The 23,492-nt window shown below is 50.5% G+C and carries 27 protein-coding genes; 12 read left to right on the top strand and 15 right to left on the bottom strand.

All coding sequences use genetic code 11. From position 1 onward, the window contains the following. Nucleotides 1–7 precede the first annotated feature (7 nt). Nucleotides 8–676: an ABC transporter ATP-binding protein gene (locus AC55FS_RS18435; RefSeq protein WP_496933762.1), complete on the bottom strand. Its 669-nt coding sequence runs from the start codon at nucleotides 674–676 to the stop codon at nucleotides 8–10. Between the two features lie 73 nt (nucleotides 677–749). After that, entirely contained in the window at nucleotides 750–2,150 is a 1,401-nt protein-coding gene (locus AC55FS_RS18430) for a nicotinate phosphoribosyltransferase (protein ID WP_496933761.1), read from the bottom strand. Here AC55FS_RS18430 and AC55FS_RS18425 point away from each other — a divergent pair. Beyond that, the gene (locus tag AC55FS_RS18425) at nucleotides 2,149–2,292 is read left to right on the top strand and encodes a hypothetical protein (protein ID WP_496933760.1); all 144 of its coding nucleotides are present in this window, start codon (nucleotides 2,149–2,151) and stop codon (nucleotides 2,290–2,292) included. The two genes, AC55FS_RS18430 and AC55FS_RS18425, sit on opposite strands and share 2 nt — an antisense overlap. Nucleotides 2,293–2,317: 25 nt before the next feature. Here the strand turns inward: AC55FS_RS18425 and AC55FS_RS18420 are convergent, their stop codons facing one another. Next, nucleotides 2,318–3,364, bottom strand: coding sequence for a bifunctional nicotinamide-nucleotide adenylyltransferase/Nudix hydroxylase (locus AC55FS_RS18420; RefSeq protein ID WP_496933759.1), 1,047 nt, complete (start codon nucleotides 3,362–3,364; stop codon nucleotides 2,318–2,320). A 122-nt stretch (nucleotides 3,365–3,486) separates the two neighbouring features. Between AC55FS_RS18420 and AC55FS_RS18415 the strand changes: the two genes are divergently transcribed. Next, the gene (locus AC55FS_RS18415) at nucleotides 3,487–4,224 is read left to right on the top strand and encodes an NUDIX hydrolase (RefSeq protein WP_496933758.1); all 738 of its coding nucleotides are present in this window, start codon (nucleotides 3,487–3,489) and stop codon (nucleotides 4,222–4,224) included. Between the two features lie 58 nt (nucleotides 4,225–4,282). Next, nucleotides 4,283–4,756 carry a DM13 domain-containing protein gene (locus tag AC55FS_RS18410; RefSeq protein WP_496933757.1) on the top strand — a complete coding sequence of 158 codons (474 nt, stop codon included), beginning with the start codon at nucleotides 4,283–4,285 and terminating at the stop codon, nucleotides 4,754–4,756. Between the two features lie 39 nt (nucleotides 4,757–4,795). On the opposite strand, the gene AC55FS_RS18405 is transcribed toward AC55FS_RS18410, so the two are convergent. The 3 genes from AC55FS_RS18405 to AC55FS_RS18395 form a co-directional block, all read right to left on the bottom strand. Then, nucleotides 4,796–6,763 carry a bifunctional 2',3'-cyclic-nucleotide 2'-phosphodiesterase/3'-nucleotidase gene (locus tag AC55FS_RS18405; protein ID WP_496933756.1) on the bottom strand — a complete coding sequence of 656 codons (1,968 nt, stop codon included), beginning with the start codon at nucleotides 6,761–6,763 and terminating at the stop codon, nucleotides 4,796–4,798. Between the two features lie 119 nt (nucleotides 6,764–6,882). Next, the gene (locus tag AC55FS_RS18400; RefSeq protein WP_496933755.1) at nucleotides 6,883–7,770 is read right to left on the bottom strand and encodes an alpha/beta hydrolase family protein; all 888 of its coding nucleotides are present in this window, start codon (nucleotides 7,768–7,770) and stop codon (nucleotides 6,883–6,885) included. Nucleotides 7,771–7,803: 33 nt separating this feature from the next. After that, the gene (locus tag AC55FS_RS18395) at nucleotides 7,804–8,217 is read right to left on the bottom strand and encodes a MarR family winged helix-turn-helix transcriptional regulator (RefSeq protein WP_496933754.1); all 414 of its coding nucleotides are present in this window, start codon (nucleotides 8,215–8,217) and stop codon (nucleotides 7,804–7,806) included. 208 nt (nucleotides 8,218–8,425) lie between these two features. Between AC55FS_RS18395 and AC55FS_RS18390 the strand changes: the two genes are divergently transcribed. Beyond that, a complete protein-coding gene (locus tag AC55FS_RS18390) occupies nucleotides 8,426–9,286 on the top strand; it encodes an AraC family transcriptional regulator (protein WP_496933753.1) in 861 nt (286 codons plus the stop codon). Between the two features lie 18 nt (nucleotides 9,287–9,304). Here AC55FS_RS18390 and AC55FS_RS18385 read toward each other — a convergent pair whose 3' ends face one another. Next, on the bottom strand, nucleotides 9,305–9,895 hold the full coding sequence (locus AC55FS_RS18385) for a LysE family translocator (RefSeq protein WP_496933752.1): 591 nt from the start codon (nucleotides 9,893–9,895) through the stop codon (nucleotides 9,305–9,307). Between the two features lie 127 nt (nucleotides 9,896–10,022). Here AC55FS_RS18385 and AC55FS_RS18380 point away from each other — a divergent pair, with 127 nt between their 5' ends. Both AC55FS_RS18380 and AC55FS_RS18375 read left to right on the top strand, forming a co-directional pair. Further along, nucleotides 10,023–10,577 (top strand): hypothetical protein, encoded by a 555-nt coding sequence (locus AC55FS_RS18380; protein WP_496933751.1) that lies wholly within the window; start codon nucleotides 10,023–10,025, stop codon nucleotides 10,575–10,577. Nucleotides 10,578–10,771: 194 nt separating this feature from the next. Beyond that, the gene (locus AC55FS_RS18375) at nucleotides 10,772–11,782 is read left to right on the top strand and encodes a type I asparaginase (RefSeq protein ID WP_496933750.1); all 1,011 of its coding nucleotides are present in this window, start codon (nucleotides 10,772–10,774) and stop codon (nucleotides 11,780–11,782) included. A gap of 7 nt (nucleotides 11,783–11,789) precedes the next feature. Here the strand turns inward: AC55FS_RS18375 and AC55FS_RS18370 are convergent, their stop codons facing one another. From AC55FS_RS18370 to AC55FS_RS18360, 3 genes are all read right to left on the bottom strand, one after another. Beyond that, a complete protein-coding gene (locus AC55FS_RS18370) occupies nucleotides 11,790–12,272 on the bottom strand; it encodes a thioredoxin family protein (RefSeq protein ID WP_496933749.1) in 483 nt (160 codons plus the stop codon). Between the two features lie 137 nt (nucleotides 12,273–12,409). Next, the gene (locus AC55FS_RS18365) at nucleotides 12,410–12,790 is read right to left on the bottom strand and encodes a VOC family protein (protein WP_496933748.1); all 381 of its coding nucleotides are present in this window, start codon (nucleotides 12,788–12,790) and stop codon (nucleotides 12,410–12,412) included. After that, nucleotides 12,787–13,122, bottom strand: coding sequence for a zinc ribbon domain-containing protein YjdM (locus tag AC55FS_RS18360; RefSeq protein ID WP_496933747.1), 336 nt, complete (start codon nucleotides 13,120–13,122; stop codon nucleotides 12,787–12,789). The genes AC55FS_RS18365 and AC55FS_RS18360 overlap by 4 nt, the downstream gene beginning before the upstream one ends. Nucleotides 13,123–13,343: 221 nt before the next feature. Between AC55FS_RS18360 and AC55FS_RS18355 the strand changes: the two genes are divergently transcribed. Together AC55FS_RS18355 and AC55FS_RS18350 are read left to right on the top strand one after the other, a co-directional pair. Then, nucleotides 13,344–13,661 (top strand): antibiotic biosynthesis monooxygenase family protein, encoded by a 318-nt coding sequence (locus AC55FS_RS18355; RefSeq protein WP_496933746.1) that lies wholly within the window; start codon nucleotides 13,344–13,346, stop codon nucleotides 13,659–13,661. Nucleotides 13,662–13,730: 69 nt separating this feature from the next. Continuing rightward, on the top strand, nucleotides 13,731–14,123 hold the full coding sequence (locus AC55FS_RS18350; protein WP_496933745.1) for a GFA family protein: 393 nt from the start codon (nucleotides 13,731–13,733) through the stop codon (nucleotides 14,121–14,123). 453 nt (nucleotides 14,124–14,576) lie between these two features. Here the strand turns inward: AC55FS_RS18350 and AC55FS_RS18345 are convergent, their stop codons facing one another. Then, nucleotides 14,577–15,740 carry a hypothetical protein gene (locus AC55FS_RS18345; RefSeq protein WP_496933744.1) on the bottom strand — a complete coding sequence of 388 codons (1,164 nt, stop codon included), beginning with the start codon at nucleotides 15,738–15,740 and terminating at the stop codon, nucleotides 14,577–14,579. A gap of 533 nt (nucleotides 15,741–16,273) precedes the next feature. Beyond that, nucleotides 16,274–17,191: a LysR family transcriptional regulator gene (locus AC55FS_RS18340; protein WP_496933743.1), complete on the bottom strand. Its 918-nt coding sequence runs from the start codon at nucleotides 17,189–17,191 to the stop codon at nucleotides 16,274–16,276. Between the two features lie 159 nt (nucleotides 17,192–17,350). Here AC55FS_RS18340 and AC55FS_RS18335 point away from each other — a divergent pair, with 159 nt between their 5' ends. Then, nucleotides 17,351–18,481 (top strand): alkene reductase, encoded by a 1,131-nt coding sequence (locus tag AC55FS_RS18335; RefSeq protein WP_496933742.1) that lies wholly within the window; start codon nucleotides 17,351–17,353, stop codon nucleotides 18,479–18,481. 1 nt (nucleotide 18,482) lies between these two features. Next, nucleotides 18,483–19,511: a zinc-binding alcohol dehydrogenase family protein gene (locus tag AC55FS_RS18330; protein WP_496933741.1), complete on the top strand. Its 1,029-nt coding sequence runs from the start codon at nucleotides 18,483–18,485 to the stop codon at nucleotides 19,509–19,511. A 22-nt stretch (nucleotides 19,512–19,533) separates the two neighbouring features. On the opposite strand, the gene AC55FS_RS18325 is transcribed toward AC55FS_RS18330, so the two are convergent. Then, a complete protein-coding gene (locus AC55FS_RS18325; protein WP_496933740.1) occupies nucleotides 19,534–19,884 on the bottom strand; it encodes a hypothetical protein in 351 nt (116 codons plus the stop codon). Between the two features lie 149 nt (nucleotides 19,885–20,033). Between AC55FS_RS18325 and AC55FS_RS18320 the strand changes: the two genes are divergently transcribed. After that, on the top strand, nucleotides 20,034–20,402 hold the full coding sequence (locus tag AC55FS_RS18320; RefSeq protein WP_496933739.1) for a hypothetical protein: 369 nt from the start codon (nucleotides 20,034–20,036) through the stop codon (nucleotides 20,400–20,402). A 278-nt stretch (nucleotides 20,403–20,680) separates the two neighbouring features. On the opposite strand, the gene AC55FS_RS18315 is transcribed toward AC55FS_RS18320, so the two are convergent. After that, entirely contained in the window at nucleotides 20,681–21,547 is an 867-nt protein-coding gene (locus tag AC55FS_RS18315; RefSeq protein ID WP_496933738.1) for an alpha/beta hydrolase family protein, read from the bottom strand. 110 nt (nucleotides 21,548–21,657) lie between these two features. On the opposite strand from AC55FS_RS18315, the gene AC55FS_RS18310 reads away from it, so the two are divergent. Further along, nucleotides 21,658–22,641 carry a GlxA family transcriptional regulator gene (locus AC55FS_RS18310; protein ID WP_496933737.1) on the top strand — a complete coding sequence of 328 codons (984 nt, stop codon included), beginning with the start codon at nucleotides 21,658–21,660 and terminating at the stop codon, nucleotides 22,639–22,641. A 10-nt stretch (nucleotides 22,642–22,651) separates the two neighbouring features. On the opposite strand, the gene AC55FS_RS18305 is transcribed toward AC55FS_RS18310, so the two are convergent. Further along, nucleotides 22,652–23,488 (bottom strand): alpha/beta fold hydrolase, encoded by an 837-nt coding sequence (locus AC55FS_RS18305; protein WP_496933736.1) that lies wholly within the window; start codon nucleotides 23,486–23,488, stop codon nucleotides 22,652–22,654. Nucleotides 23,489–23,492: the final 4 nt, after the last annotated feature.

Genomic DNA, 23,492 nt, shown 5'->3' with positions numbered 1-23,492 from the left:
AACGGCTTCACGCTGATGGCTCGGCGTGTAAACGGCCATGGTGCAGGCGCCAGCTGTGGTCGCAATAGGCGGCCATGGCGGGGCTGTGGGTGACCATCAATAAACTGCTGCCGTTATCGCGCACCAGGCGGCTTAGCAGCTGCATCACTTGCTGGCTGGTGTTTTCATCCAGATTGCCGGTGGGTTCATCGGCCAATACCAAAGCAGGGCGGTGCAGCAGGCTGCGGGCGATGGCTACGCGCTGTTGTTGACCTCCGGACAGCTGCTGCGGCAAGCGTTTTAATAGCGGCGCTAAGCCAAGTGTTGCAATGAGGTGCTGTCGAAAGTCATCGTCAAGGTGGCCGCTTAAACGCGCTTGCAGAGACAGGTTATCGAACACAGTGAGGGTCGGGACCAGATGATATTGCTGAAAAATCAGGCTGAGCTGAGTGCGGCGCAGTTGATTAAATTGCTCATCACTAAACTGATGCAGTGGTTGCTGTTGCAGCCAAATTTCACCGCCATCGGCGCGATCTAAACCAGCAATTAAGTGCAATAGTGTGCTTTTACCGCTGCCGCTTTCGCCCAGCAGCGCCGCCGATTGGCCAGCTGCCAGCTGCAGCGATGCTTGCTGCAACACGCTGACCTTGCCGTCGGGCTGATCAAAACTTTTATTCAGTTGATTAATACGCAGCATAAACATCGGCTTGCCGTGAATATGCTGCCATTGTTACCAACTGACGGTGCAATTGCCAAGCGTGGTGCTGTTACTAGCGATCCAGAGCGGGCACTGGATTATCTAGCTCAGCATGTTGGCGCACTTGCTCAAAGGACCATTCTTTTAGCAGCTGCCCATTACGAAACACGGTGTGTAATAGATTGCTGGCATTGCCGAGATCATCTTCGCGAATGGTTTTTACACCTTGCTCGGTGGCGATTAAGGCTAAACGTCCTCGTTTAGAGCGTTTGCCCGGATCGGTCACTGGATCTTTATAAATGTCGTGCCAATGGCCGTTAATTTGAATGGCCGAGGCCTTCATAGCGAATTTTAGGGTATCGCGATTGACCTTTTGCAGCAGCTCTGCCCCCATGCCAAAGGCAACATTTTCAGCGCTGATACCGCGTTCTTTTAGTGCCGCCAAAATGTTTTCAATGCTTTGCACACTGATGCCATCGCCCTGAATAACACGCAGGTAATCTGGCAATACTCGATAACCACGAGTGTTGATATGGCTGCCAAAAATAGCCATTAAGCGCTCGATGGTTTCAGTCACGACGCTTACCGGGTCTCCTGAGTCGGGCCGAATGACCAGGGTGCCGCCCATTTGCTCAACCCGGGTTTTTAATTCTTTGCCCCATAACTGCTCGATGGCATGCCAAAGGTCGTAGGAGTCACTAACGACGGCGAGCAAGCGCCCGTCGCCGCCGAACTGATCGAGCATGTTGGCGTAGGCGGCGCACTCGCCGTCTTTGCCCCAACTGGTGATGGTGCTGTGCTCCGCCGCCGGTATCGAAAACCCCGCCGTCTCGGCCGCATAAAAACGCTGTGCCGCCACCAGAGCCGACAAGGTGTCTGAGCCCAAAAAATGAATGAGGTGCGCCATACCACCTAATGCGGCAGTTTCTTCAGAGCTGGCTCCGCGGGCGCCAAAGTCATGCAACTTAAAGGGCAAGCTATCGCAATTATCGGCGGTGTCGTGCAAATAGCGTTGGATAATGTTTTTACAGGCCTTAGAAACCGTCGCCACTGTGCTCGGATACCAGATGGCGCGCAGCAATGCAGTTTCTAGATAACTGGTTAACCAGGCGCACTGCGGATCGGTATTTTTGATTTGCAGCATAACGTTGCCAGCGGGTACTTGGGTACCTTCTGGCACAGCCTCAATTTCCACCGGCAAATAGCCATTATGTTTCTCAACAATGTATTGCCAGCCAGCGCGATTAAAAGGCACACCATGGGCCTGTAACAGCGATTCGGCCTGGTCGATATCAGCACTGCTAAGTGGGGTCGATAAATAGGCTTTGATAAAGGCTTGCAAGCCAAAAAATACCGTCTCTGAATAGCGCCCACCCCGTGATTCGATATAACTGGAAACCACTTCAGTCGCTGGCGGATATTGTTGGTAATGAGAGGTTTTATACGAGTCGGTATTTAAGATCAGGTTAATCATGACGGAGTTCCTCCTGTCGTGGTTGCTGCAGCGTGGTCTGTCCATTGCTGCCTTGGTTAGCCATTGCTGGCTGCTTCAGCGCACGATTCCCGTCGCCGATGACCATATAGTGGCATTAAGCCACTATATGGTCAAGTGTTAATGTTGAGGCCGTTCAGGCTAAACGCTTAGGCGGTGCCTAGCATGTCCTGAATAATGAAATAATGGTCTTCAAACATGTCTTGCGGTTTGATATCGCCCAGTGCCAGCCAGCGTGCCTGGCGGGCGTCGTCGCCGCCTTTTACCTTGGGTAAGGTGGCGCTGGGGGCCAGCTCAATATGAAAGGCATGGGTAATGGTGCGTCCACGAGCAGATCGATGTGGATCATCGAATACCGCTTGGCGGCGAATCGAGCCTTTTAAAACCGGCGCCGGCACCTTTAACCGGGTTTCTTCACGCAATTCTCTTAGGCAGGCATCCAGCAGGCGCTCGTGCGGATCGACAAAACCGCCAGGCAAGGCCCATAAGCCTTTGCCCGGACTGGCCCGGCGCTGCACCAATAAGATATGACCCGACTGCACCAACACCGCATCGACGGTGACAAAGGTGGGCGCGTAGGGCGCTGCTTGCCAGGCTTGCTGATAGCGCTGCACAAATGCCAGTTCTTCGGCAATTTGTTGATAACCCGCATGCTGCTGAGCAAAGTCCGCCAACCACTGGCAAACGGCTTCGGGCAGTTCAGCTTGGTGCTGGGCCAAGCTATCGGCTTGGCTAAAAAACTGCTCACGAATCGGTGTCGCACTGATGCCCTGCAAGTTATCAACCGCCAGGCTGCTCCACTGCGGAAACAGGTTGAGATAAAAACCAGTGTGGTCTTTTTGATGGCCAATTAAGGCAATGGACGGCGCTTGGTGAGGCACGGCATGGTGGGCGGTCACTAAGCCAGATACCGTGGTTTGCACATTGCGCACCCACAGCTCGTCGTTATAGGGCACATCCATTAGCGGCAAACAAATGAGCCGCTGATTGTCTTGCTCACTGAGACAAGCACGAATCATTTGCTCACGTTCTGCGTGCAGCCACGGGTTTCTTAAACTTCTTGCCTGCCAGGCTGAGCCGATCAGTACAATTAAGGTATTGGCTTGTGCTAGTCCCTGGCGAATAACGTGCAGATGGCCTTGGTGAAATGGCTGAAAGCGGCCGATAAATACCGCAAAATCAAATTCTCGTTGCATACAGCAAGCTCCTTGCCGTGGTAGATGATGGGTAGGTCTATCCCGCCCGTTACGCTGCCGACTATGCTACAGTTATTGGCTATATGCCAATAAAATAAATTAATCTCTATAGTGGGGCGATAATGACAGCAGCGGATGAGCAGACGTTTTTAGCCGACTACGACGCTAAGCGCTACGACGGACCGATTTTTACCGTGGATGTAGCCATATTTACCCTGCATCAAGGGCAGCTGCAGATATTATTAGTGCGCCGTGCTCAACCACCTGAGCAGGGCAAGTGGGCCTTGCCGGGTGGTTTTGTTGACGTGCACGAAGATGCCTCTATTGAAATCACAGCCAAGCGTAAACTGCTGTCGAAAACGGCCGTGAGTGCGCCCTGGCTGGAGCAGGTGGGCAGCGTTGGCAACGCCACACGCGACCCTCGTGGTTGGTCGGTCACCACCTTGTATATGGCCTTAATTGCCCATGCACCAACGGCATCCTTTGTCGACAGTGTGGATGATGTGCAGTGGTGGCCTTGGGAGCAAGTGGCGAGCCTCGATCTGGCGTTTGATCATGCCAGTTTGTTGCAGCAGGCAAGAACTCGACTAAAAAATAAAACCGCCTACACGGCGTTGCCGTTACACCTGGTCAGCGCGCCTTTTTCCCTGACTCAGCTGCAGCAAGCATTTGAACTGTTGCTGGATAAAACCTTGGAGAAAAAATCGTTTCGTCGTCGCATTAGCCATGCCGGAGTGTTGCAGGAGGTTGGTGAAGGCATACCAGAAGGCGGACGCGGCCGGCCAACGGCGCTGTTTATTCCCGCGCCGGGCTGCGATCAGCATGTGTTTTTACGTTCAGTGTTGGGCAATGGTGATTAGCCTGTAAGAAATGTCAGTCTAGGGCGACTTAGCAAGGGTCTACGTATGGGAGCACATCATGTTTAACAAACTTCTGGCTTTGCTGCTTAGCCATGGCCTAGTGGCGATACTGGGTTTTGCTGCGGGCATCTATACACTGCCGATTTTAACCGCCAAACCCGCACCTAGCGCCACAGTTTGGCAGCAACGTGAGCAGCAGGCTGTGTATCGCACGGAGTTTGATCATCAGCGCCAAGACAGTGATTTTTTACATCGTGGCCAAGGCCGGGTGTTGGTCGGCAGTGATTTTGTGTCGTTTCAAGGTTCACTATCGCCGGGGCCTGATTATCGCTTGTATTTTTCACCTGAATTTATTGAAACCGAAGCCGACTTTTTGCGTTTAAAACAGCGCATGCTTAGCGCCGGTGATGTGCGCAGTTTCGACGGCTTTGATATTGAACTGAATGGTATCGACATTGAGCACTACAGCACTGTGATTGTTTGGTGTGAGTCGATGAACCAGTTTATTACATCTGCTCAGTATCGCTTTTAGCAAAGAGCGAGCCTAGTGGCTCGCTCATAGCATCGAGTGTTAAGGCTGGCTTAAATTTATCTCGTAGATGCCGTAGCCCTCATCACTGGTGCCCAGATAAGCAATGCCGGCTTGCTGGGCAAATGCTTGGGCGGCGTCGCTGGCGGAGCTTAGGATACGAACTCGAGTATCGGCCACAGGCTTAAACTGCCAGTTGTTATCAGCAGAAGGGTCAAAACCTGTGGTGGGGTTCTTTTGCGTTTCTTCGATCAGATAGTTCGCTACGGTTTGGCGGTTTTCATCAGGAGCATCAATCACAATGCGACTGGCATTGACGTTGGGAAACTTGCCACCGCCACTGGCGCGGTAGTTATTTGAAACCAGCAAAAACTGTTGCTCCAGGTCGATGGGCTTGCCTTGATAGGTCAAGTTCACAATCCGCTCAGTTTGACTAACGGGCGTATCGCCCCCGCTAGGGCTGTAGCGAGCCGGTTGAGTAACGTCAATTTGATACTGAATGCCATCAATCACGTCGAAGTTAAAACTGGGGAAATCGCTATTAATAAGCAGTTGGTCGCTACTGCCGGGCTCAATTTGGTTAAACTGGCCTGCCGACATTTCTAGCCATTCTTTGACTTCAGCGCCAGTCAACTGCAGTACTTTTAATGTGTTGGGATAAATATACAAATCTGCAACATTACCATAGGACACGTCACCGGCTTGTAGGTAGGTGTAGTCGCTAACACCGCCGCGGCCAGAACGAAAAGGTGCGCCGACGGATAACAGCGGTAGCCCGTCCAGCTCAGTGCCAGTGATGATTTTTTGGGTATACGCGCGCTGTGCATCGGTCACGACTTGAATCGATGGATCGTCTTGTACCAGGGCAAAAAAGCTATGAATAGGTGCAGAGACTTTGGCGAATGGTTCACTGACCCACTGCACCACTTTGTTATGGTCGTCGGCCACGGCTTCCATGACAGCGCTGTCGGCGTCAACTAAAGCAATGCTTTGGCCGTCTTGTTTTTCATAAATAGGCTTTAATACCGACTCGCTATCAATCACCGACCACTGGTTTTGTGCATTTTTCTCCAGGGTTAGGTCTATGTAGCCTAAATGATTTCCCCAAAAACCGGGCATGATGGCTGGTACGTCGAGAATGGTGCCTTTTTCATTATCAACGCCTGCTAGCTCATCGTATCGGCTATTACCCGGGAAGGTGCTGTGGGCATGGCCAAATAAAATGGCATCGATGCCCTCCACTTGCGCCAGATAATAACTGGCATTTTCATCGCCGCCGCTGCGGTTGGTGCTATCCAGACCTGAATGAGGGATGGCAATGATTAGATCGGCACCGGCGGCTTTCATTTGCGGCACATAATGCTCTGCCATGTCGACTATGTCTTTGGCAATCACCTTCCCTTCTAAGTTGGCTTTATCCCACTGCATGATTTGCGGTGGTACAAAGCCAATGTAACCAATATTCAGCGTGTGCGACTTACCGCTATCGTCCAATACCGTTTTGGCTTGTATCACATAGGGCTCAAAGTAGGGCTGATCGGGCTTGTCGGCGTGAAAAACGTTGGCAGAAATATAAGGAAATTGGGCATCGTCTAACGCTTGAGCCAGAAAATCTAAGCCGAAGTTAAATTCGTGATTGCCAATGTTGGCCACGTCATAATCGAGCAAGTTCATTGCCTTGTAGACGGGATGCACTTGATTGTCCTGTAGTACATCAATCTTGGCGAAATAATCTCCCAATGGGCTGCCTTGCAATAAGTCACCATTATCAACCAATACGCTATTGCTGACTTCGGCGCGAGCTTGGCGGATCAGGCTGGCGGTTTTAGTTAAGCCAACCTGGATGTCTTGTGCTCCGGTGTAATAGTTATGGTGCATGACATTGGCGTGAATATCTGTGGTTTCCATCACTCGTAAAGTAACGGTGGCGCTGTTGGCGTTGTCATCATTGTCGCTGCCACAGGCCGCCAGTAGGGCGACCATGGTGAGTGCTAGGGTGCGCGGGTACATAAAAATGTGTCCATTTGGTCAATTGAGCAACGAACTTTAAAGATCGAATATGTCAGTTCGGTGTCGGCTTGCCATTAAACCATCGCCACTTTGCTGCGCCATATCCTGGGGAAGAAAAGTCAGTGATGTGTGCTATCGGCCGACAGCACAGGAGCAAAGTAGCGCTCCCATAATTGTCGGTAACGCTCTTTGTGCCAGCCAATATGACGAATAGACTTTTGCTCAACATCCTGTGGGCGAATATGAATATGGGTTTGCGGAGCCTGGGAAAAGCTATGGTGTAGGCGCTGAATATTTTTTGGTGACATCATGTCATCGTCGCTGAATGACATCGCTGTAATGGGCGTTTTAACCCCAGCAAAACGCTGGCGCAGCCAATCGCCTTCTTTGCCTATGGCGTAGTCTTTATGCAGGCACCAGCGTCGCCATTGCATAATGACGCCCTTAGGCATATCGCACATGATTTTTATTTTATTGCCAGGGAAATAGCCAAAAATAGGCACCAACACAGGCACCAGTACGTACCACAGAAACCAGGCGACACGTTTGGTAGGTGCGGCGTTATACCACCAAGTGCCTGTGCCCGAGGCCACGGTAATGGCTTTATCGAGTAAGTCGGTGTGACAATTTTCCATCATGCCGAGCATATGGCCGCCGACGCTATGGCCAATCCAAATTAATGGCTGTTGCGGGTAATGTTGACGGGCAAATTGAATCACGGCCGGGCAATCGTATTTGGCCCAGCTTAGCTTATCACTGATACTGTCTTTAACATGTCGGCCGATTGATAACCCCATGCCGTCGTAATCAAAGGTAATGACGTTAAAACCTTGCTGGCTGAGCCAGTGGGCAAAATCATCGTACAGATACTGGGCCACGCCTGTGGCAGGGGCGATGATACATACGCCCTTACTGTCGCCTTGCTGATTGGCTTCTGGCTGGCTGGAAAAGGTATGAGCGACCAGACTGTGTCCGGCTTGGGTTTGAATATCGACTCTTTGTTTCATGGCATGACTCCCACATTCAGGCTCGCTGGTGCATTAAAAACGCCGCAAAATAAAGTTGAAAAACCGCAGCACGGTATCGATTTCTTGTTCGCTAAAGTGCTGTTCAAATATGCCATTGAGCTCGGTCAAATAGGGTTTTGATTGCTGCACCTTGTCACGGCCCTTGCTGGTGGCAAACAGCTCGCTTCGCCGAGCATCCTGCTCATGGCTGCAGCGTTCTATTAAGCCGTTGCGCTCCATACGTTGAATCAGCCCTGACACTGCTGGCTTCTTTAACTGCAGCGCCGTCCCTACGTCCATTTGCGAACACCCCGGGTGTTGCTGTATGTACATCAGCGCCGCTAAATGTGTGGCACTGATCTGCAGTGCTTCTTCACACGCTCGATCGACGTGGCTGAATAAACGATGCTGGGCCATGTTGAGCAAAAAAAATAATCGACGATCCATAGTGGCCTCTTAGGTTTGCATGCGAACCAATATAGTTTGTATGTGAACTATATGTCTAGTTTTTCCGCAGTTAATAATGCAACTAATGAGGTAACTGGGCCCGATCGGTTAAGCTGGTACCATCAAGTCGACAGCTGGCATCCACGTGTTAAGAGTGGCATGTGATGCCTTGGGCACTGGCTAATAAGGAATCAAGGGCGGCAACCGAATGGCCGATAAGCATCAATTCTGGCGCGATGAGCGCATCCCCCATGCCGAACTTCGTTTGGTAAAAGAAGGCCGGCAGGTTTGCTACGCTCCCCACAATCATGAGCAGTGGTCGATGGGTGCCATTATTAACGGTCAAAGCACCTTTGATTACCGTGATCAGAGCTTCGATATTCAAACAGGTGATCTGGTCTTGATGAATCCTTATTGGGTGCATGTTTGTAATCCAGTCAGCGATGTCTGGGGATATTGGATGCTGTATATCGATTGCTCCTGGCTCACTGCTTTGCGCCAAGAATTAACAGCCAGTGAGACTCCTAGCAAAAACCCTGGCTGGCAAGATATTGAAACCGCCGTTATTAAGGGGCCTAGCCAGTGGTTTGCTGACTATGTTGATATGGCGGAAACCCTGATGGACGATCAGGCCTCTGTCATGGAAAAACAGTCGTCCTTAATCGACTTTTTGTCGTCCTTGATGGCAGGTTTGTCGCAGCCTGTTATGCCAGCATCGTTAGCTATGCCAACGCCGTTCACTGATGCTAAAAATCAACCTGCCTTGCAGCTTGTGGCGGATAGGCTGCAATTCAGTAATGATGACGAAGCCCCCGATCTGGCAAGCTTGGCGCAGTTAGCTGGCTGCAGTGAAGGGCATTTAGTGCGTTCGTTTAAGCGTCAGTTTGGGTTGGCCCCCCATGCCTATTTGCTTAATGCTCGCATTCATAAAGCACAGCAGCTATTGCGTCAGGGTCATGCTATTGCGGATGTGGCACTGGCAACGGGCTTTACCGATCAGGCGCATTTTCAGCGGGTGTTTAAAAAACTGACGGCTGCCACGCCGGGGCAATTTCTGCGTTTGCGCTAGAGCGTGTTAACACCATAGCTAGAGCAGTAGTCCCACACAGCTAGCTGCCAGTAATACACTCAGTATCCGGTTGAACCAACGCAGCAGCGACGGACGTTGCACGTAGCGCTGTAAACATAAGCCCGCCAGTAACCAGCAGCTCACCGAGAGCCAGCAAATGGGTAAGTAAATCGCCGCAAATATCCAAATGAATTCGCTATCGCCTTGGGCCGTGTAAGCACCGATACCGGACGCTGATGCCAGCCAGGCCTTGGGGTTAAGCCATTGCATCAGAGCGCCAGTCAAAAAACCTGGGGCCGACTCAGGCTGGCTCGGTGCAATTTCACCATCACTGGTCAGCAGCAACCAAGCCAGGTACAGCAAAAAAGCAATGCCAGCCCAACGCAAAGCCATTTCGAGCACAGGTAAACGCTCTAGCAAAGAGTGCAGGCCGTATCCTGTGGCAACAAACAAGGCAATAAAGCCTAAGGTTGCACCGCTAACAAAACTCAATCCTCTCCCCAGTAAACGTTGACTACCAAGGCTTAACGTCACTAGGTTGACGGGGCCTGGCGATATTGACGCTGCTAGGGCAAAGCTGGCCATAGACAGGTAAAGCGGCGTGTTCATTTCTGACTCCTTTATAGATCTGACCGAACTATGCAATCTCGGCTGCACTGGGTCTTGAACAAAACTGATCTTTTGCCAATATCTCTCTACACTGCTCACCTTTAATGACCCAAACAGGACGTAACCTATGAGAGCTTTTGGATTGATTGTGCTGTTTTCTCTATTGAGTCAGGCAGCATGGGGAGAAGCATTGACTGCCTCAGTGATAGAACGTTGGTTGGCCTCACAGCAGGACATAAAGGCGTGGGGCGATAAACATGAAGCTGCCTTTGACGAGCAGGATGATGCCAGGGGATTAGAGGTTAGCGATTTTATTGAGCCGCTAAAACGTGCCGGTTTGTATAACGATATGAAGGGACTGCTGAGCGGCCATGGTTTTACGTCCCCGGAGCAATGGGCGCAGGCGACCATACAGATCGTATCGGCCTATGCGAAGACACAGATGAGCGCCACAGCCATGGCGGTAACCCCAGAAGACTTGCGCGAACAGCTGAAGCAGATGGATGACTCTCCTCATTTAAATGCCGAGCAAAAGCAACAAATGCAGGCGATGTTGCAATCCAGTATCGATATGATGGAGAAGGTTAAACAGGTGCCCGATGAAGATGTATCGGCCATTCAACCTTATCTCAGCCAGTTAGACGAAGCGATGCGCGACGATGAAGATGAATCCATAAACTAACCATCTAGCAAACTTAACCGACAAGTATCTAGCCACGGTGCTTGTCGTTTTGATCAGCCACTATGCCTGTTAAGAGCAGCCTGAGTAGCTGTGACTGCATTGCTCCTGCTCCCTGATAGCTTCAACGAGCGATAAAAAAACTCATGATATACTCCTGCGCCATTAATGATATTTTTGGCAGCAGAGGTAAGGTCGTGAATAGCAAGCGCATTGCCATTATTTATACCGGTGGCACCATAGGTATGATGCCTAGCGAGCAAGGGCTGGTGCCAGAAGCTGGCTATTTACCAAAGCGTTTACAGCAAGAGCCACGTCTGCAATCTGCCAGTGTTCCAGATTTTGAACTGATCGAATATTCACCACTGCTTGATTCTTCCGATATGGAACCAGCGGATTGGCATCGACTGGCCAAAGACATCAGCGATCGCTACAGCGATTTTGATGGTTTTTTGGTTCTGCATGGCACAGACACCCTAGCGTATACCGCATCGGCCTTGTCTTTTTTATTACCTGGTATGGACAAACCCGTCATTGTTACCGGTTCACAGTTACCCTTGGCTGAGCCACATAGCGATGGTCATGATCATATTGTTGAAGGACTCATGCTGGCGGCTAAGCCTGCTTGTGCCGGTGTGAATGTATTGTTTCATCATGTGCTACTGCCGGGTAATCGGGTCACCAAAAGCTCGTCGGTGGCATTAGGCGCATTTACGGCTCCCAACGCTGAACCAGTATGGATCATGGATGCCAGTTCTGGCCCAAAAATCCAGGACATAAAACGTAAGCCAGGCTTAGCCCCCCAGGTTCCGCCGATCGAATCTTGCCGTATTGGTGTGCTGACCCTGACGCCTGGTTTTGCTCAAACTATGGTTGAGCATTTTTTTAGTCAGCCACTGGATGCGGTAATTTTACACAGCTACGGCGCAGGTAATGCACCGCAGCAGGCGGCTTTTTTGGCGCAAATAGAAAAAGCTACCAGCCAAGGCGTGGTGGTGGTTAACCTAAGCCAGTGTGATCACGGTGGCGTGAGTATGGGTAGCTATGCTGGTGGCTCTGCCTTGGCGCGCGCCGGCGTAATTTCCGGCGGCGATATGACGCTAGAAGCATGCTACAGCAAGCTAGTGGTGCTGCTCAGCCATTATGACAGTGTCGATATTGTGCGTGAGCGCATGCAGCTGAATTTGGCTGGGGAATTAACGACCTGAACGGTCGTTAATCACTCAAAGACACTGGCTCTGGATTCGTCATGCTGTTATCCAGAGCTATAAACCAGTCATTAATAGACGTCACTTTCGAATGGCGAGCGGAAGCAAATTCACCACCTTCGGCCACATAGCGCACGTTGTGCTGCTGATCGATAATGGCAATAGATGGAATGCCTTTTCCTACTGGGTCACCAAAACGTTCGGTAAAGGCCATATTTTTGTCCCAGCGGCCAATATCGACATGCATGACCACATAGCGCTGCTGAATCGTGCTGGCTAATGGCTGTTCAGCGAGTTTTTTATTAAAACTACGACAATCCGGGCACCAGTCTGAGCCAAAAATAACCAGTATTTGCTTTTGTTGCTGTTGTGCCAACTGGGTGACTTGTTGCAGTTGTTTTTCTGGATCAGTGTCTGGCTGATAGTGGTAACCTTGAGCGAGGGCGCCCATGCTTGTTAGCCACAGGCATAAACTCAGCAGTGTTTTCATCGTATCGTGTCCTTACTTAACCAGTTGATATTGTCTGTGTTGCTTTCAGTGCCTAGTAACTACGCAGATAAATGCGTGCTCGCTAGGACTGGGCTTAGGGAGATAGGTATATCATAAAAGATCTGATCCCCCCTGTTTTAGTCAACGGAAGCTGGGCACATGGTTGATTTTGGCCTGCCGCGCAGACCAATCAAATTGCCAAACGGATCTTCTAGTTGGCACATAGACAAGCCATTTTCAATGGCCATAGGGCCGCGGTACAGACTGGCCCCCAGCTCAATCAGGCGTTTTAGGGTGGCATCCCAGTCGTCGCTATGCCAGTAAAGGACAACACCCTTTTTACCGCTGCCGACTTTGTTATCGGCCTGAACGACTTCGAGCGAAAAGCCATTAATGTCCAATACGGTAAAATCAAACTCCGGGTAATAGCGCGGCACCGCCTGTGGAAAAGCTTGCTGATACCAGGCGAGGCCAGCCAGGATGTCTGGTACATAAACCAGCAGTGCTGCGGGTATCATGCTTTTTTAACAAATTGAGCGGTTACCATCATTTCGCCGGCGCCATCGACCTTGCAATCTAGCTGGTGGTCTTTGCTATCGACGATGCGACGAATCAGCGCTTTTGTGCCGATTTTAAGCACCATAGAGCTGCCTTTCACTTTTAGATCCTTGATCAGAGTGACTTTATCGCCTTCAGCCAGCTGGGTGCCGTTGGCATCCCTCACTAGGATGCTGTCTTCTTCAGAGATGGCATTAGGTTTCCACTCATGGGCACACTCTGGGCAAATCAACATGTCCTGATCTGGGTAGACAAATTCGGATTGGCATTTGGGGCAGGGAGGAAACGACATACTCTCTCTCGCGGTAAAAAACAGGGCAGGCCATGATAATGGCTCTGTTGTTGTAACTCTATGTTCCTTGCCGCAGCGATGACACCACTGCAGTATGATATGAGCTAAAAACCGGGCTTATTAGCGCACTTGTGTTGCTGATAATCTATGGCCAGTCAGCGGTCCGGCAGGTCATCATTGCCCTGCCTTGATTGCCGCGACGATAAATACTAGGAGCTTTAATGTCTGAGATTGCCAATACACCCGAACCGCCCTACTACGCGGTAATATTCACTAATGAGAGAACCTCCGTAGAGGAGGGGTATCAGTCCATGGCAGAGCGCATGGTGGAACTGGCGCAGCAGCAACCAGGATTTTTAGGTGTGGAGTCGGTACGTAATGGCTTAGGCATAACAGTGTCGTATTGGCAGAGTCTAGAAGCCATTCAACAATGGAAAAATAATGGCGAGCACCTGCAGGCCCAACGCCTGGGCCATGAGCAATGGTACCAGCACTTTTCTATCCGCATAGCCAAGGTTGAGCGCGAGTACGGCATCTAAAATTAACACTGTTTATTTAAACAGTATTGTGTATGCTAAGACCGTGATTCATTACTGCACAGGTGACATATGATCAAAGGAAGCTGTTGTTGTGGGGCGGTACGTTTTGAGTTGACTGAAATGCCAGCCATGATGGGGACCTGCCATTGCAGTCGGTGCCGTAAAGTGGGCGCCAGTACTCTGGTATTCGTTAAGGCTGACACGTTTCGCCTAGTGCAGGGCAATGAAAGCATTTCAACCTTCAAAGCTCAGCCACCGTATCAGTATGACCGCTGCTTTTGCTCTGTTTGTGGTACTGCACTGGGGGAGGTTTTATCCGACGCCGAGTCTTTTCCCATCGTCGCCAATTGTTTGGATGACAGTCTAACAATTGAAAATCAGTTTCATGAATTTGTTGCTGAAAAACCCAGCTGGTTGCACATTGGTGACCAAGCAAAACAGTTTGAGCAGCATCCTGACTAACCGTTGCTCACCCTTTGCATCGATGAAAACACGGTTGTCTGGGTTGGTTAAAGCCCTAACCCAAAGGGCTGGCGTCCGTTGTTCTCTGAGTCGCGTTATTCGTTGCTTATTTAACCGGTTAAACCACGCTTCTCATGCCTCAAAAAACTGACTTCCAGCAGCAAAGAGCTAAATAGCGTGAACAGACCCTAGGCCTGTTCACGCTATTTCGATCACGCTGTTATGAGTTGAAAACCCCTAAATTAAGGCGCGAAGACTGATGTTTAACGAGTTAAATGAAGGATGAGCAACACAGGTTGAGGGATTTTAAGCCCTGGCGTCCGTTTTCCCTGAATAGTGTTATTCATTGCTTATTCCGTTAAACCATGCTCCCCATGCCTCGAAAAACTGACGTCCAGCAGCAAAGCGCTAAATAGTATTAACTGGCCCTAGCAGGCTCGCCGTTAACGAAAGCTAGCAGGCGCTCAAACTAGCAGGCCAGCTTAAATCGCCTGTCATACAGTTGACCGTGGTAACGGTCGTTGGTGCGACAGCCATACCTGGTTGCCAGAACAAGTACAAGGAATCGACGCGTGGACTTTGCAGCTTAGAAAAATTAGTACGTAAGGTGTACTGGATGCCAGCTTCACTATCCGGCGCCAGTGGAGTAAATAAGGTACGCATCAAACTCTCTGTCAACGCTTGCGCCAGTTTTTCGTCAGAAGCCTCGGTACTATTGCGTACCGTGACACCCGTTTCTTCTACTGGGTGATGCACCAGAGACAGCATAAAGCTTTGAATATCGTCGTAGCTGTATACATGATCTGCACCTTTATAATTAAACAGATAGGGCAACAAGGCTCGCCAATCCACCTGGGCTGAGCCCAGCTGTTCGATACGATCACTTCTGTTTTTGACCGACCATTCCGTGACGAAGCTCATCATGTCCTGCCAGCTGCTTTTTTCTAGCAGTTTTTCTTCTATTTTTTCTACCCATCCTGAGGTTGTTACGCCGGTGATCATAATGCGATCACTGTCGACGCTGTAGCCTTGGGGAATTGCTCGAACATATTGAGTTCCGGCTTCTGCGTTAATCCACTCTCCAGACTGCGTTTGTGCTTTACAAATGGGTAGTTGGAACTCAGTGCCACGGTTGGATGAGACGTTCTCCAGCGTGCAATTGACCTTTACTTGGCCTTGATCATCTGTAGCCAGTCCCGCAGCCGCTGCGGTGGTAAAGGCTGCGCTGGCGCCTAGTGGCTGAAAGCGAATATTGTGTTGCTGGGCGTAACTTTGCAGTGCAGTTTGCAGCTCTGAGCTGTTGTTACTGTCCAATGCGCCGGTATAACTAACGGCGGCTTGGCCGGCATAAGGACCATAGTTAGCCATGGTTAGGCGCAAGCGAAAGTCGGTGCGATTGCGGTTGCTTTTTAATTGTGCGGTTTTAGCGGCATACCAATAAAGCTGACTGTCTTGATCATCGCCGTAGATATGCAACTGCGAGCTTAGTTCCGCTGGCAAATTGGCCATTGTCTGGGCATCTAAATTTACCGGGCCAGCATTAACTTGATGCAGGCTTGCTAGGCAGGCAGCAATAGGAGTTAAAAGTCGTAGTAGTGTTTTAGGTGAGTAGTTCATCTTGCATTCCTTTGTAAATTTCTTTGCACAAAGTCACGGTGAATTTGTGCCGCCCAGGAATATTTCTTGATCGCCTGGTCAGGATCAAATAGGTAATATCCACAGTGTGATCAGGGTCTATAAACTCAGATTCGGCATCGAATGCCCTTGTTTCGAGCAAAGCAAAACGATAGTTCTACTTTGTTTGGAGTAAGCTTTTTGCATATTTTTGGCGTTTTTTTTCTATGGTTAAGGCGCTATATGACGATTTCAATGAATGCCTCTTTAATCTCTGTGTGGCAAAAAAAAAATTGTGGCCTGTTTTGTCTTGCGTTCTGTTGTATTTTGGTGGTGGGATTTTTTGTTTGTTTTTTGATCGAGGAATGTTTTTTGTTTGAATTATCAAGAGCTTCGGGATAACTCTTTGGTAATGTCTTGATAAGGCAAAGAAAAGGTTAATAAATAGTGTTATCGACAAAAATCTGAATGTTAAAGTTAATGACGCAAAATAAGCACAAATAATACGAAATATAAGTTCGATAGTGCGGGCTATTTTATTTGGCGTTGCTGAGTTGAGCCAACACTTGCAGGCAATACACTTGTAATTCTTGATGCAGTGTTCTTACCGCCGGGTTGAGTTGACGCCGATCGGCACATAATAAGTTGAGAGGGGCCGCTTCTCCCTGCCAATCAGGGCACACCGCAACCAGTCTGCCGGCGGATAAATCTTGGGCAATGTCCAATTGCGATTTATAGGCAATACCATGGCCAGCCACCGCCCAACGGCGCACCACATCGCCATCGTCAGACAGACGTTTGGCGTGCACCTTGATGGTTAGTTCTTCACCATCGCGCACAAAGCGCCAGCGGTCATAGTGGTATTCCCCCAGCATGTAACACAAACAATGATGCTGCTGTAGTTGCTCTGGGGTGGCGGGCGTGCCGTGTTGCTGCAGATAACTGGGGGCTGCACACAGCATTCGCCGGTTGTGGGCGGCCACCGGCAGCGCAATCAGATTAGAGCTGGCGGGCTCGCCATAGCGCAATACCAAATCCACTGGCTGGCTATATAAATCGCTTAACCGGTCGGTGACCTGCAATGCCAGTTCGATGTGAGGAAAGCGCTGCTCAAACTCATCGAGCCAGCTGAGCAACAGGTTGCGTCCCAAATCTGATGGTGTTGATAACTGCAAACGCCCACGTATCAGCTCAACACCCTGGCTCAGGGTTTGAATACCGTCGTCGAGAATCTGCAGGGCTTCCTGGCAGTGCTGGCGAAATAGCTCGCCTTCCTGTGTTAGCCGCAAGCGTCGGGTGGAGCGCACAAACAGCATGACATCGAGCTCCGCTTCTAGCCGTTTGATGGCGGCGCTGGTGGCGGCTGGCGTCAGGTTCATTTGCCGGGCACAGGCCGACAAGCTGCCCAGCTGAGCGGTAAGGAGAAAGATTTTAAGATCTTGTAGAGCTTTCATTTTCAAAAATTATTTGAATCTGATTCTTGATGTGGCCTGTTTTTCAAATTATGGCATTGGAATACCGTGATCACCAAGGTGGGGTTAAACAGCGCTGTCTGCATTCGGCAGGCAATGGCGTTTGCTCCCTGCAGTTCTGTTGTCACTGGAGCTATTCGTATGTCCAACTCACTGTTTGATCCTTTGCCGCTCGGCACCCTGACCTTGCCAAATCGTATTGCGATGGCGCCGATGACCCGTTGCCGCAGTGCCCAACCAGGCAATATTGCGACTGCTTCGATGGCACGCTACTACGCCCAGCGCGCCAGTGCAGGGCTCATTATTAGCGAAGCGATGCAAATCTCGCCCCAAGGCCAGGGCTATAGCTTTACCCCTGGCATCCATAGCGTCGAGCAAGTTCAGGGCTGGCAGCAAGTTACCGATGCCGTGCATCAAGCAGGTGGGCGCATCTTTGCTCAGCTGTGGCATGTGGGGAGGATGTCACATCATCAGTTTCAGCAAGGCAAAGCGCCGGTGGCACCGTCGGCGATAACCGCCGATGCCCAAGTGTGGGTCGCCAATGATCAAGGCGAAGGGCAGATGCTGCCATGCTCGCCGCCGACGGCGCTGAGCCAGCAGCAAATAGACGACATCATTGAGGATTATCGCCGCGCTGCCCGTGCTGCCATGGAGGCTGGCTTTGATGGTGTCGAAATACATGCCGCCAATGGCTATTTAATTGATCAATTTCTGCGCTCGACCTCAAATCAGCGTGACGATGTTTATGGCGGCAGTATCGAGAATCGTGCTCGTTTTTTGTTGCAGGTCAGCAGGGCGGTGACAGAAGAAATTGGTGCCGACCGGGTAGGCGCTCGCTTGGCGCCTTTTATTACCGCTAGGGGGATGAACTGCCCCGATATCATTGACACCATCGGCTATGCCGCTAGGCAACTCAATCAGCTATCGCTGGCGTATTTGCATTTGGCGGAAGCCGATTGGGACGATGCGCCCAACGTTCCATTGAGCTTTCGCCAGCAATTAAGAGCCGATTTTGATGGCGTATTAATGGTGGCAGGAGGTTATCAGCAAGACCAAGCAGAGCAGCTATTGGCCAGTGGTCTGGTCGATTTAGTCGCTTTTGGCCGCGCCTTTATTGCCAACCCAGATCTGCCAGAGCGTTTGCTGAATGCTTGGCCATTAGCAGTATTTGACCCCGCCACTCTATTTGGTGGCAATGAGCAGGGCTACTGCGACTACCCATCTTTTAGCGAAGAAAAATTAACCCCTAATACCATCAATAATCGAGGCTGATATGAAAGCAATTGCCTACGAACAGGCTCATGCCTTAACTGATCACTCAAATTGGCAGTCGGTTGAGCTGCCTAAGCCTGTGGCGAAGGGTCATGATGTATTAATAGAAGTGCAGGCGGTGTCTGTAAATCCGGTGGATTGCAAAATTCGCCAAGCGGTTTCGGCGCCAGAGGGTGAATGGAAAGTATTGGGTTGGGATGCCAGTGGCATCGTCACTGCGGTCGGTGACAAGGTCAGCTTGTTTAAACCTGGCGATAAGGTTTGGTATGCCGGCGATTTATCCCGCCCTGGCAGTAACGCCGAATATCAGCTGGTTGATGAGCATCTGGTTGGGCACATGCCAGCATCGCTGACTTTTGTTGAAGCGGCCGCCTTACCCTTAACCACCATCACGGCCTGGGAAATGCTGTTTGATCGTTTGCAAATTGCTCAAAGCGTTACCAGCGACATCAACCAAGGCAGTAAAACTTTGCTAATTATTGGCGCCGCAGGTGGTGTTGGCTCCATCATGACGCAGCTGGCTAAGCAACTCACCGACGTGACTGTGATTGCCACGGCATCGCGCCGCGACAGTCAGCAATGGCTGCAGCAGCTGGGTGCGGATCACATCGTTGACCACAGACAGCCTTTGGCGCCACAACTGAGTTGTATAGGTGTGACGGCAGTGGATTATGTGGTGTCATTGAATCAGACCGATCAACACCTCAGCGATATCGTCGAGGTGATTGCGCCACAAGGCAAATTTGGTTTAATCGATGATCCGGCTGAACTCAATGCCCTGCCATTTAAGCGCAAGAGTGTATCTCTGCATTGGGAGTTGATGTTTACCCGTTCGCTGTATCAAACCGACGATAAAATACAGCAGCATCATTTGTTGTCGAAGGTCGCAGCTTTGGTGGATGAGGGGCTGATTCGCACCACCATGACGCAAGATTTTGGCTTATTGACCGTCGACAACCTGCGGCGTGCCCATGCCTTGTTAGAGTCGCAGCAGTCGCGTGGCAAAATTGTATTGCAAGTGAGTGCCTGAGCTGTGTTGTTGCCAGTGTGGGTTATAGCAACGCCTCGCTGGCCGTCCGCGCCAGTAAATGCGCCAGCGTAGGCGGAAGCGTAATAAAACTTACCCACAGCAGTTGGCTAATCAGGCTGTTGAAGGTGATAGCACCCGTATGCAGGTGGAGTGATAGCGGTGTCCCTAGTAACACGGCACCGATGGTGGCGAGTAGTGTGACTTGACGTGCCTGGGCCGCTGTCTTGCTCAGCCAAGCGGCCGGAATTAACAGCAACACGCTAATCAACCAGCCAGATGTGAAGGGACCGGGAAGCCAGTTGCTGAAAAAATACACCGGCACGATTTTGAAAAATAAAAATTGATACGGCAGCAGTGCAATGGCGGCTGCCAATGACAGTAGCGTTCCCCACAGTAGGGCCAGATTTTTGCGTGACGTGTTTTGTGTCATCAGAGAATGTGGCCTGCGTGGCTACCGGTGGGGCGTTGTCATATCGTAATGTGAGTTGCTACAGTCATTGCAGCTCTAATTAGGAGATTACTATGCCCATGCTGCTGCAGTTAAGTAAAGTTTTGCAGGCCATTGCTGTGATGATAACGACTTTGGTCAGTATTCAGGCATTAGGTCTGGGGATTTGGTCTTTATTAAGTCTCGCTGTCGCATTGCTGTTGCTGTTGTCAGTCTTTTGGCCAGTATTGCACTGGCCGGCAGTGTGGACCGGCCGAGTGTTTGGCGTGCTAGCATTGGCGGCGTTGGTGTTATTAATACTGGCCGGTTTTATTGGCGGCAGTTTTCATCTCGCTGAAAGTAACCAGATAATTGCCAGTGGGCTGTTTTTCATTTTTGGTTTTTCATTGCTGTTGTGGTTATTTGCGCCATTAATGCCACCAGAAGGTGATGACGGCAAATAACCAAGCGATAGAGCAGCCAGCTTTGATTAGCGCAGGCTTGGGCCTGTTAACACTATTTCGATCACGCTGTTATGAGCTGAAAAGCCCTCAACTAAGGCGCGAAGAGTGATGTTTAACGAGTTAAATGAAGGATGGGCAACACAGATTGAGGGCTTTTCAGCCACAACCCGAAGGGCAGGAGTCCGTTTTTCCCTGAGTCGCGTTATTCGTTGCTTATTCCGTTAAATCACACTCCTCATGCCTCACTCAAGAAAAAACTGACGTCCAGCAGCAAAGAGCTAAATAGTGTTAACAGGCCCTAGCACCGGCTTAGCGGCTCGATCCGCAGGTGCACTCTTTTCTTGTAGCGCAGCATCAAAGAAAAAACGCACTTTTTCTGCGTACTGTTGCGGCTGTTGGCGATACGCATGGGTGTGCTCAGCGCAGGGTACTTGCCACAGTTCGGCGTTACAGGTTCGGCTCAATGGTTTCATCAGGCTGTGCCCTTGGCTTACGGGAGTGAATTTATCTGCTCCACCGTAAATGAGCAGCATATCTGGCCGATGTTGAATTTTCTCGGCAGCTAACATAGGCCGTAAGCGCCTTTCCCCTGATGGGTACAGCCACATTGATGCCTGCAGTGCTAACTTGGGCAGTGGATAACGTGACCAAAAATCGAGCAAGGTCGCAAAGGGGGCTTCTAAAACAGCAGCCTTAAACGGATGACTGGCATGACTTAGCGTACATAACGCCATGGCGGCACCCATCGAAGCTCCCATTAAACCGATGGGCAGGTTTGCATAGCGTTGCTGCATAAACACACCCGCGGCTAGGATATCGAGCGGATAATCCATATGCGTCGATTCACTTTCACCAAAGCCATTTAAGTCAAACAGCAGTACGTGGTAGCCAGACTGGCGTAAGAATTCGGCATGGCCATGCTTGATCCAAAAGCCTTTGGCCGCTGCTCCCATCGGATGACAGAGTACAATTGCTCCTTTGGGGCGACCACGTGCATCGCCGATTAGCCCTGCCAGCGTTGAACCGGTATGGCCACTAAAGCGTACGCTGATCCAGTCTTTAGGCTCGCTGTGCTCGGGCCATTTCCACGGTACTTCAAAACGACCAAAAAACGGTTTTTTCAGTAAGCGATAGAGGTGTTTCATAACATTTTTATCTCGACTAACAATGCCTCCATGCTAGATGTTGACAGCCCTGGTGCTCCATAGGCATAACAGACTTAGTACATGCGGTTTTTGCAATCAGGGGAATAGAGGTGAAAGTTTGTATTTTGCTGCTGGAGCATTGCTCATCGATGAGTGTGGCAGCAGCGATGGAGTTTTTTGAGGTAGCCAATGCCTTGCATCATCATTCGAACCAACAGCAAGGTCAGCCGGTGGACAATCTGTTTGATGTTTGTACTGCCTCGCCCGATGGTCAGCCAGTGTTGTCTACGGGCGGTTTGCGGTTACAGCCTGAACGTATTTTGGATGACGTTGAGGATGTTGAGCTGGTATTAATTCCAGGCTTCCTATTCAAAATATCCCCGTTAATGCAGCAATCGCAGGCAGTGATTCCTTGGCTAAATCGGATTTATCAGCAAGGCAGTTATGTGGCTAGCATGTGTACCGGTGCCTTTGTATCGGCAGCGGCAGGCTTGCTGGATGGCAAGCAAGCCAGCACTCATTGGCTATTTGCAGACAAATTTTCTCAACTATTTCCGGCGGTACAGCTCAAGCCAGAAAAGTCGGTGACTGATGATCAGCGCATGTTGTGCTCGGGCGGTGCGGCGACCGGAGGCGATTTGTTACTGTATATTGTGCGCAAATTCTGCTCGCCACAATTGGCGCTGGAGTGCTCTAAAAAAATGCTGATGGATAGTGGTGAGCGTCAGCAGACGGCCTATGCCAGTGAGCAGTTTCGGCGAGCACATCAGGATCCCGAGGTGTATAAAGTACAGTTGTGGCTGGAGCAGCATTGTCAGCAACCGCTACAGCTGGATCAGGTAGCCAGCCAGTTTGGTTTTGGTCCGCGTAATTTTGTGCGCCGTTTTCGAGAGGCGACCGGCATGCCACCGGTTCAATATTTGCAGCATTTGCGGTTGGAAAAAGCACGTTTTTTATTAGAAACCACGCGTTTATCCTTTGAAAAAATTACCTGGCAAGTCGGCTATGAGGACAGCAACTCGTTTCGGCGCCTATTTAAACAGCGCTTGGGTCTGTCGCCGACTCAATACCGACAGAAATTTATGCTGGCCTAAACCGCAACCATCAATATGGCGGTGATAAAAAATCCAACATCAGTGAGTTAACGCGTTCAGGTTGCTCCATGTGTAGCAAATGGCCGCCGCCATCCAGGCTGTGAAGCTTGGCATTGGGCATTATATTTGCCGCTTGCCGAGCATGTTTGATATTAAATAGCCGGTCTTGCTGAGCATTAATAAACAGGGTTTCGGCTTTAATGTTTCGCAGCTCCTCTCGGGTAAAGGGGGCAACGGCAGTCCCTCGGCCTAGACGAAAAGCATGTTTACCGCCAGGGCTTTTAAGCACGGCATTGGAATAGTGTGCATGGGCGGCAAGGCGCCGAGACGGTTGTTGCAGTAAATAACGACTATAAAAGCGGTTGGCCAATTTTGATGGCCTAGTATGCAACCATAGCAGCCCGAGCAGTGCAGCAAGCGGAGGTTTGGCTGCCAGTCCTGCGCTGTTAATCAGCACCAGCTTTTCTACTCGCTGTGGCTGCTTAAGTGCTAGGTGTAAAGCCAGTGCACCGCCTTGAGAGAGGCCAATCACAGGCATTGGCGGTAACTCCAACTGCTGTAAAAAATCAGCCAGCCAGTGGATAAAAAAATCGCGATCATAGCGACCAGCGGGCTTGTCCGATTCGCCATAACCGATAATGTCCGGTGCAATAACCCGATAGCCATTGGCCAGCGCCGCTATGGTGGGATACCAGCTAACGGCGCCAGCACCGGCACCGTGTAACAATAAAATTGCTTTGCCTTGGCCTGCGCTTAGATACGCACTTCTCCCATCTTGAGTCACTAATGACTGCACCGGACATTGCATGGCCTGAATTAGTTGTTGGCGCAGTTGCTGCTGTTGCATAGCG

It is taken from the genome of Bacterioplanes sp. CLAM21 (assembly GCF_059641015.1).
This window is presented reverse-complemented; position numbering and strand designations above follow the sequence as displayed.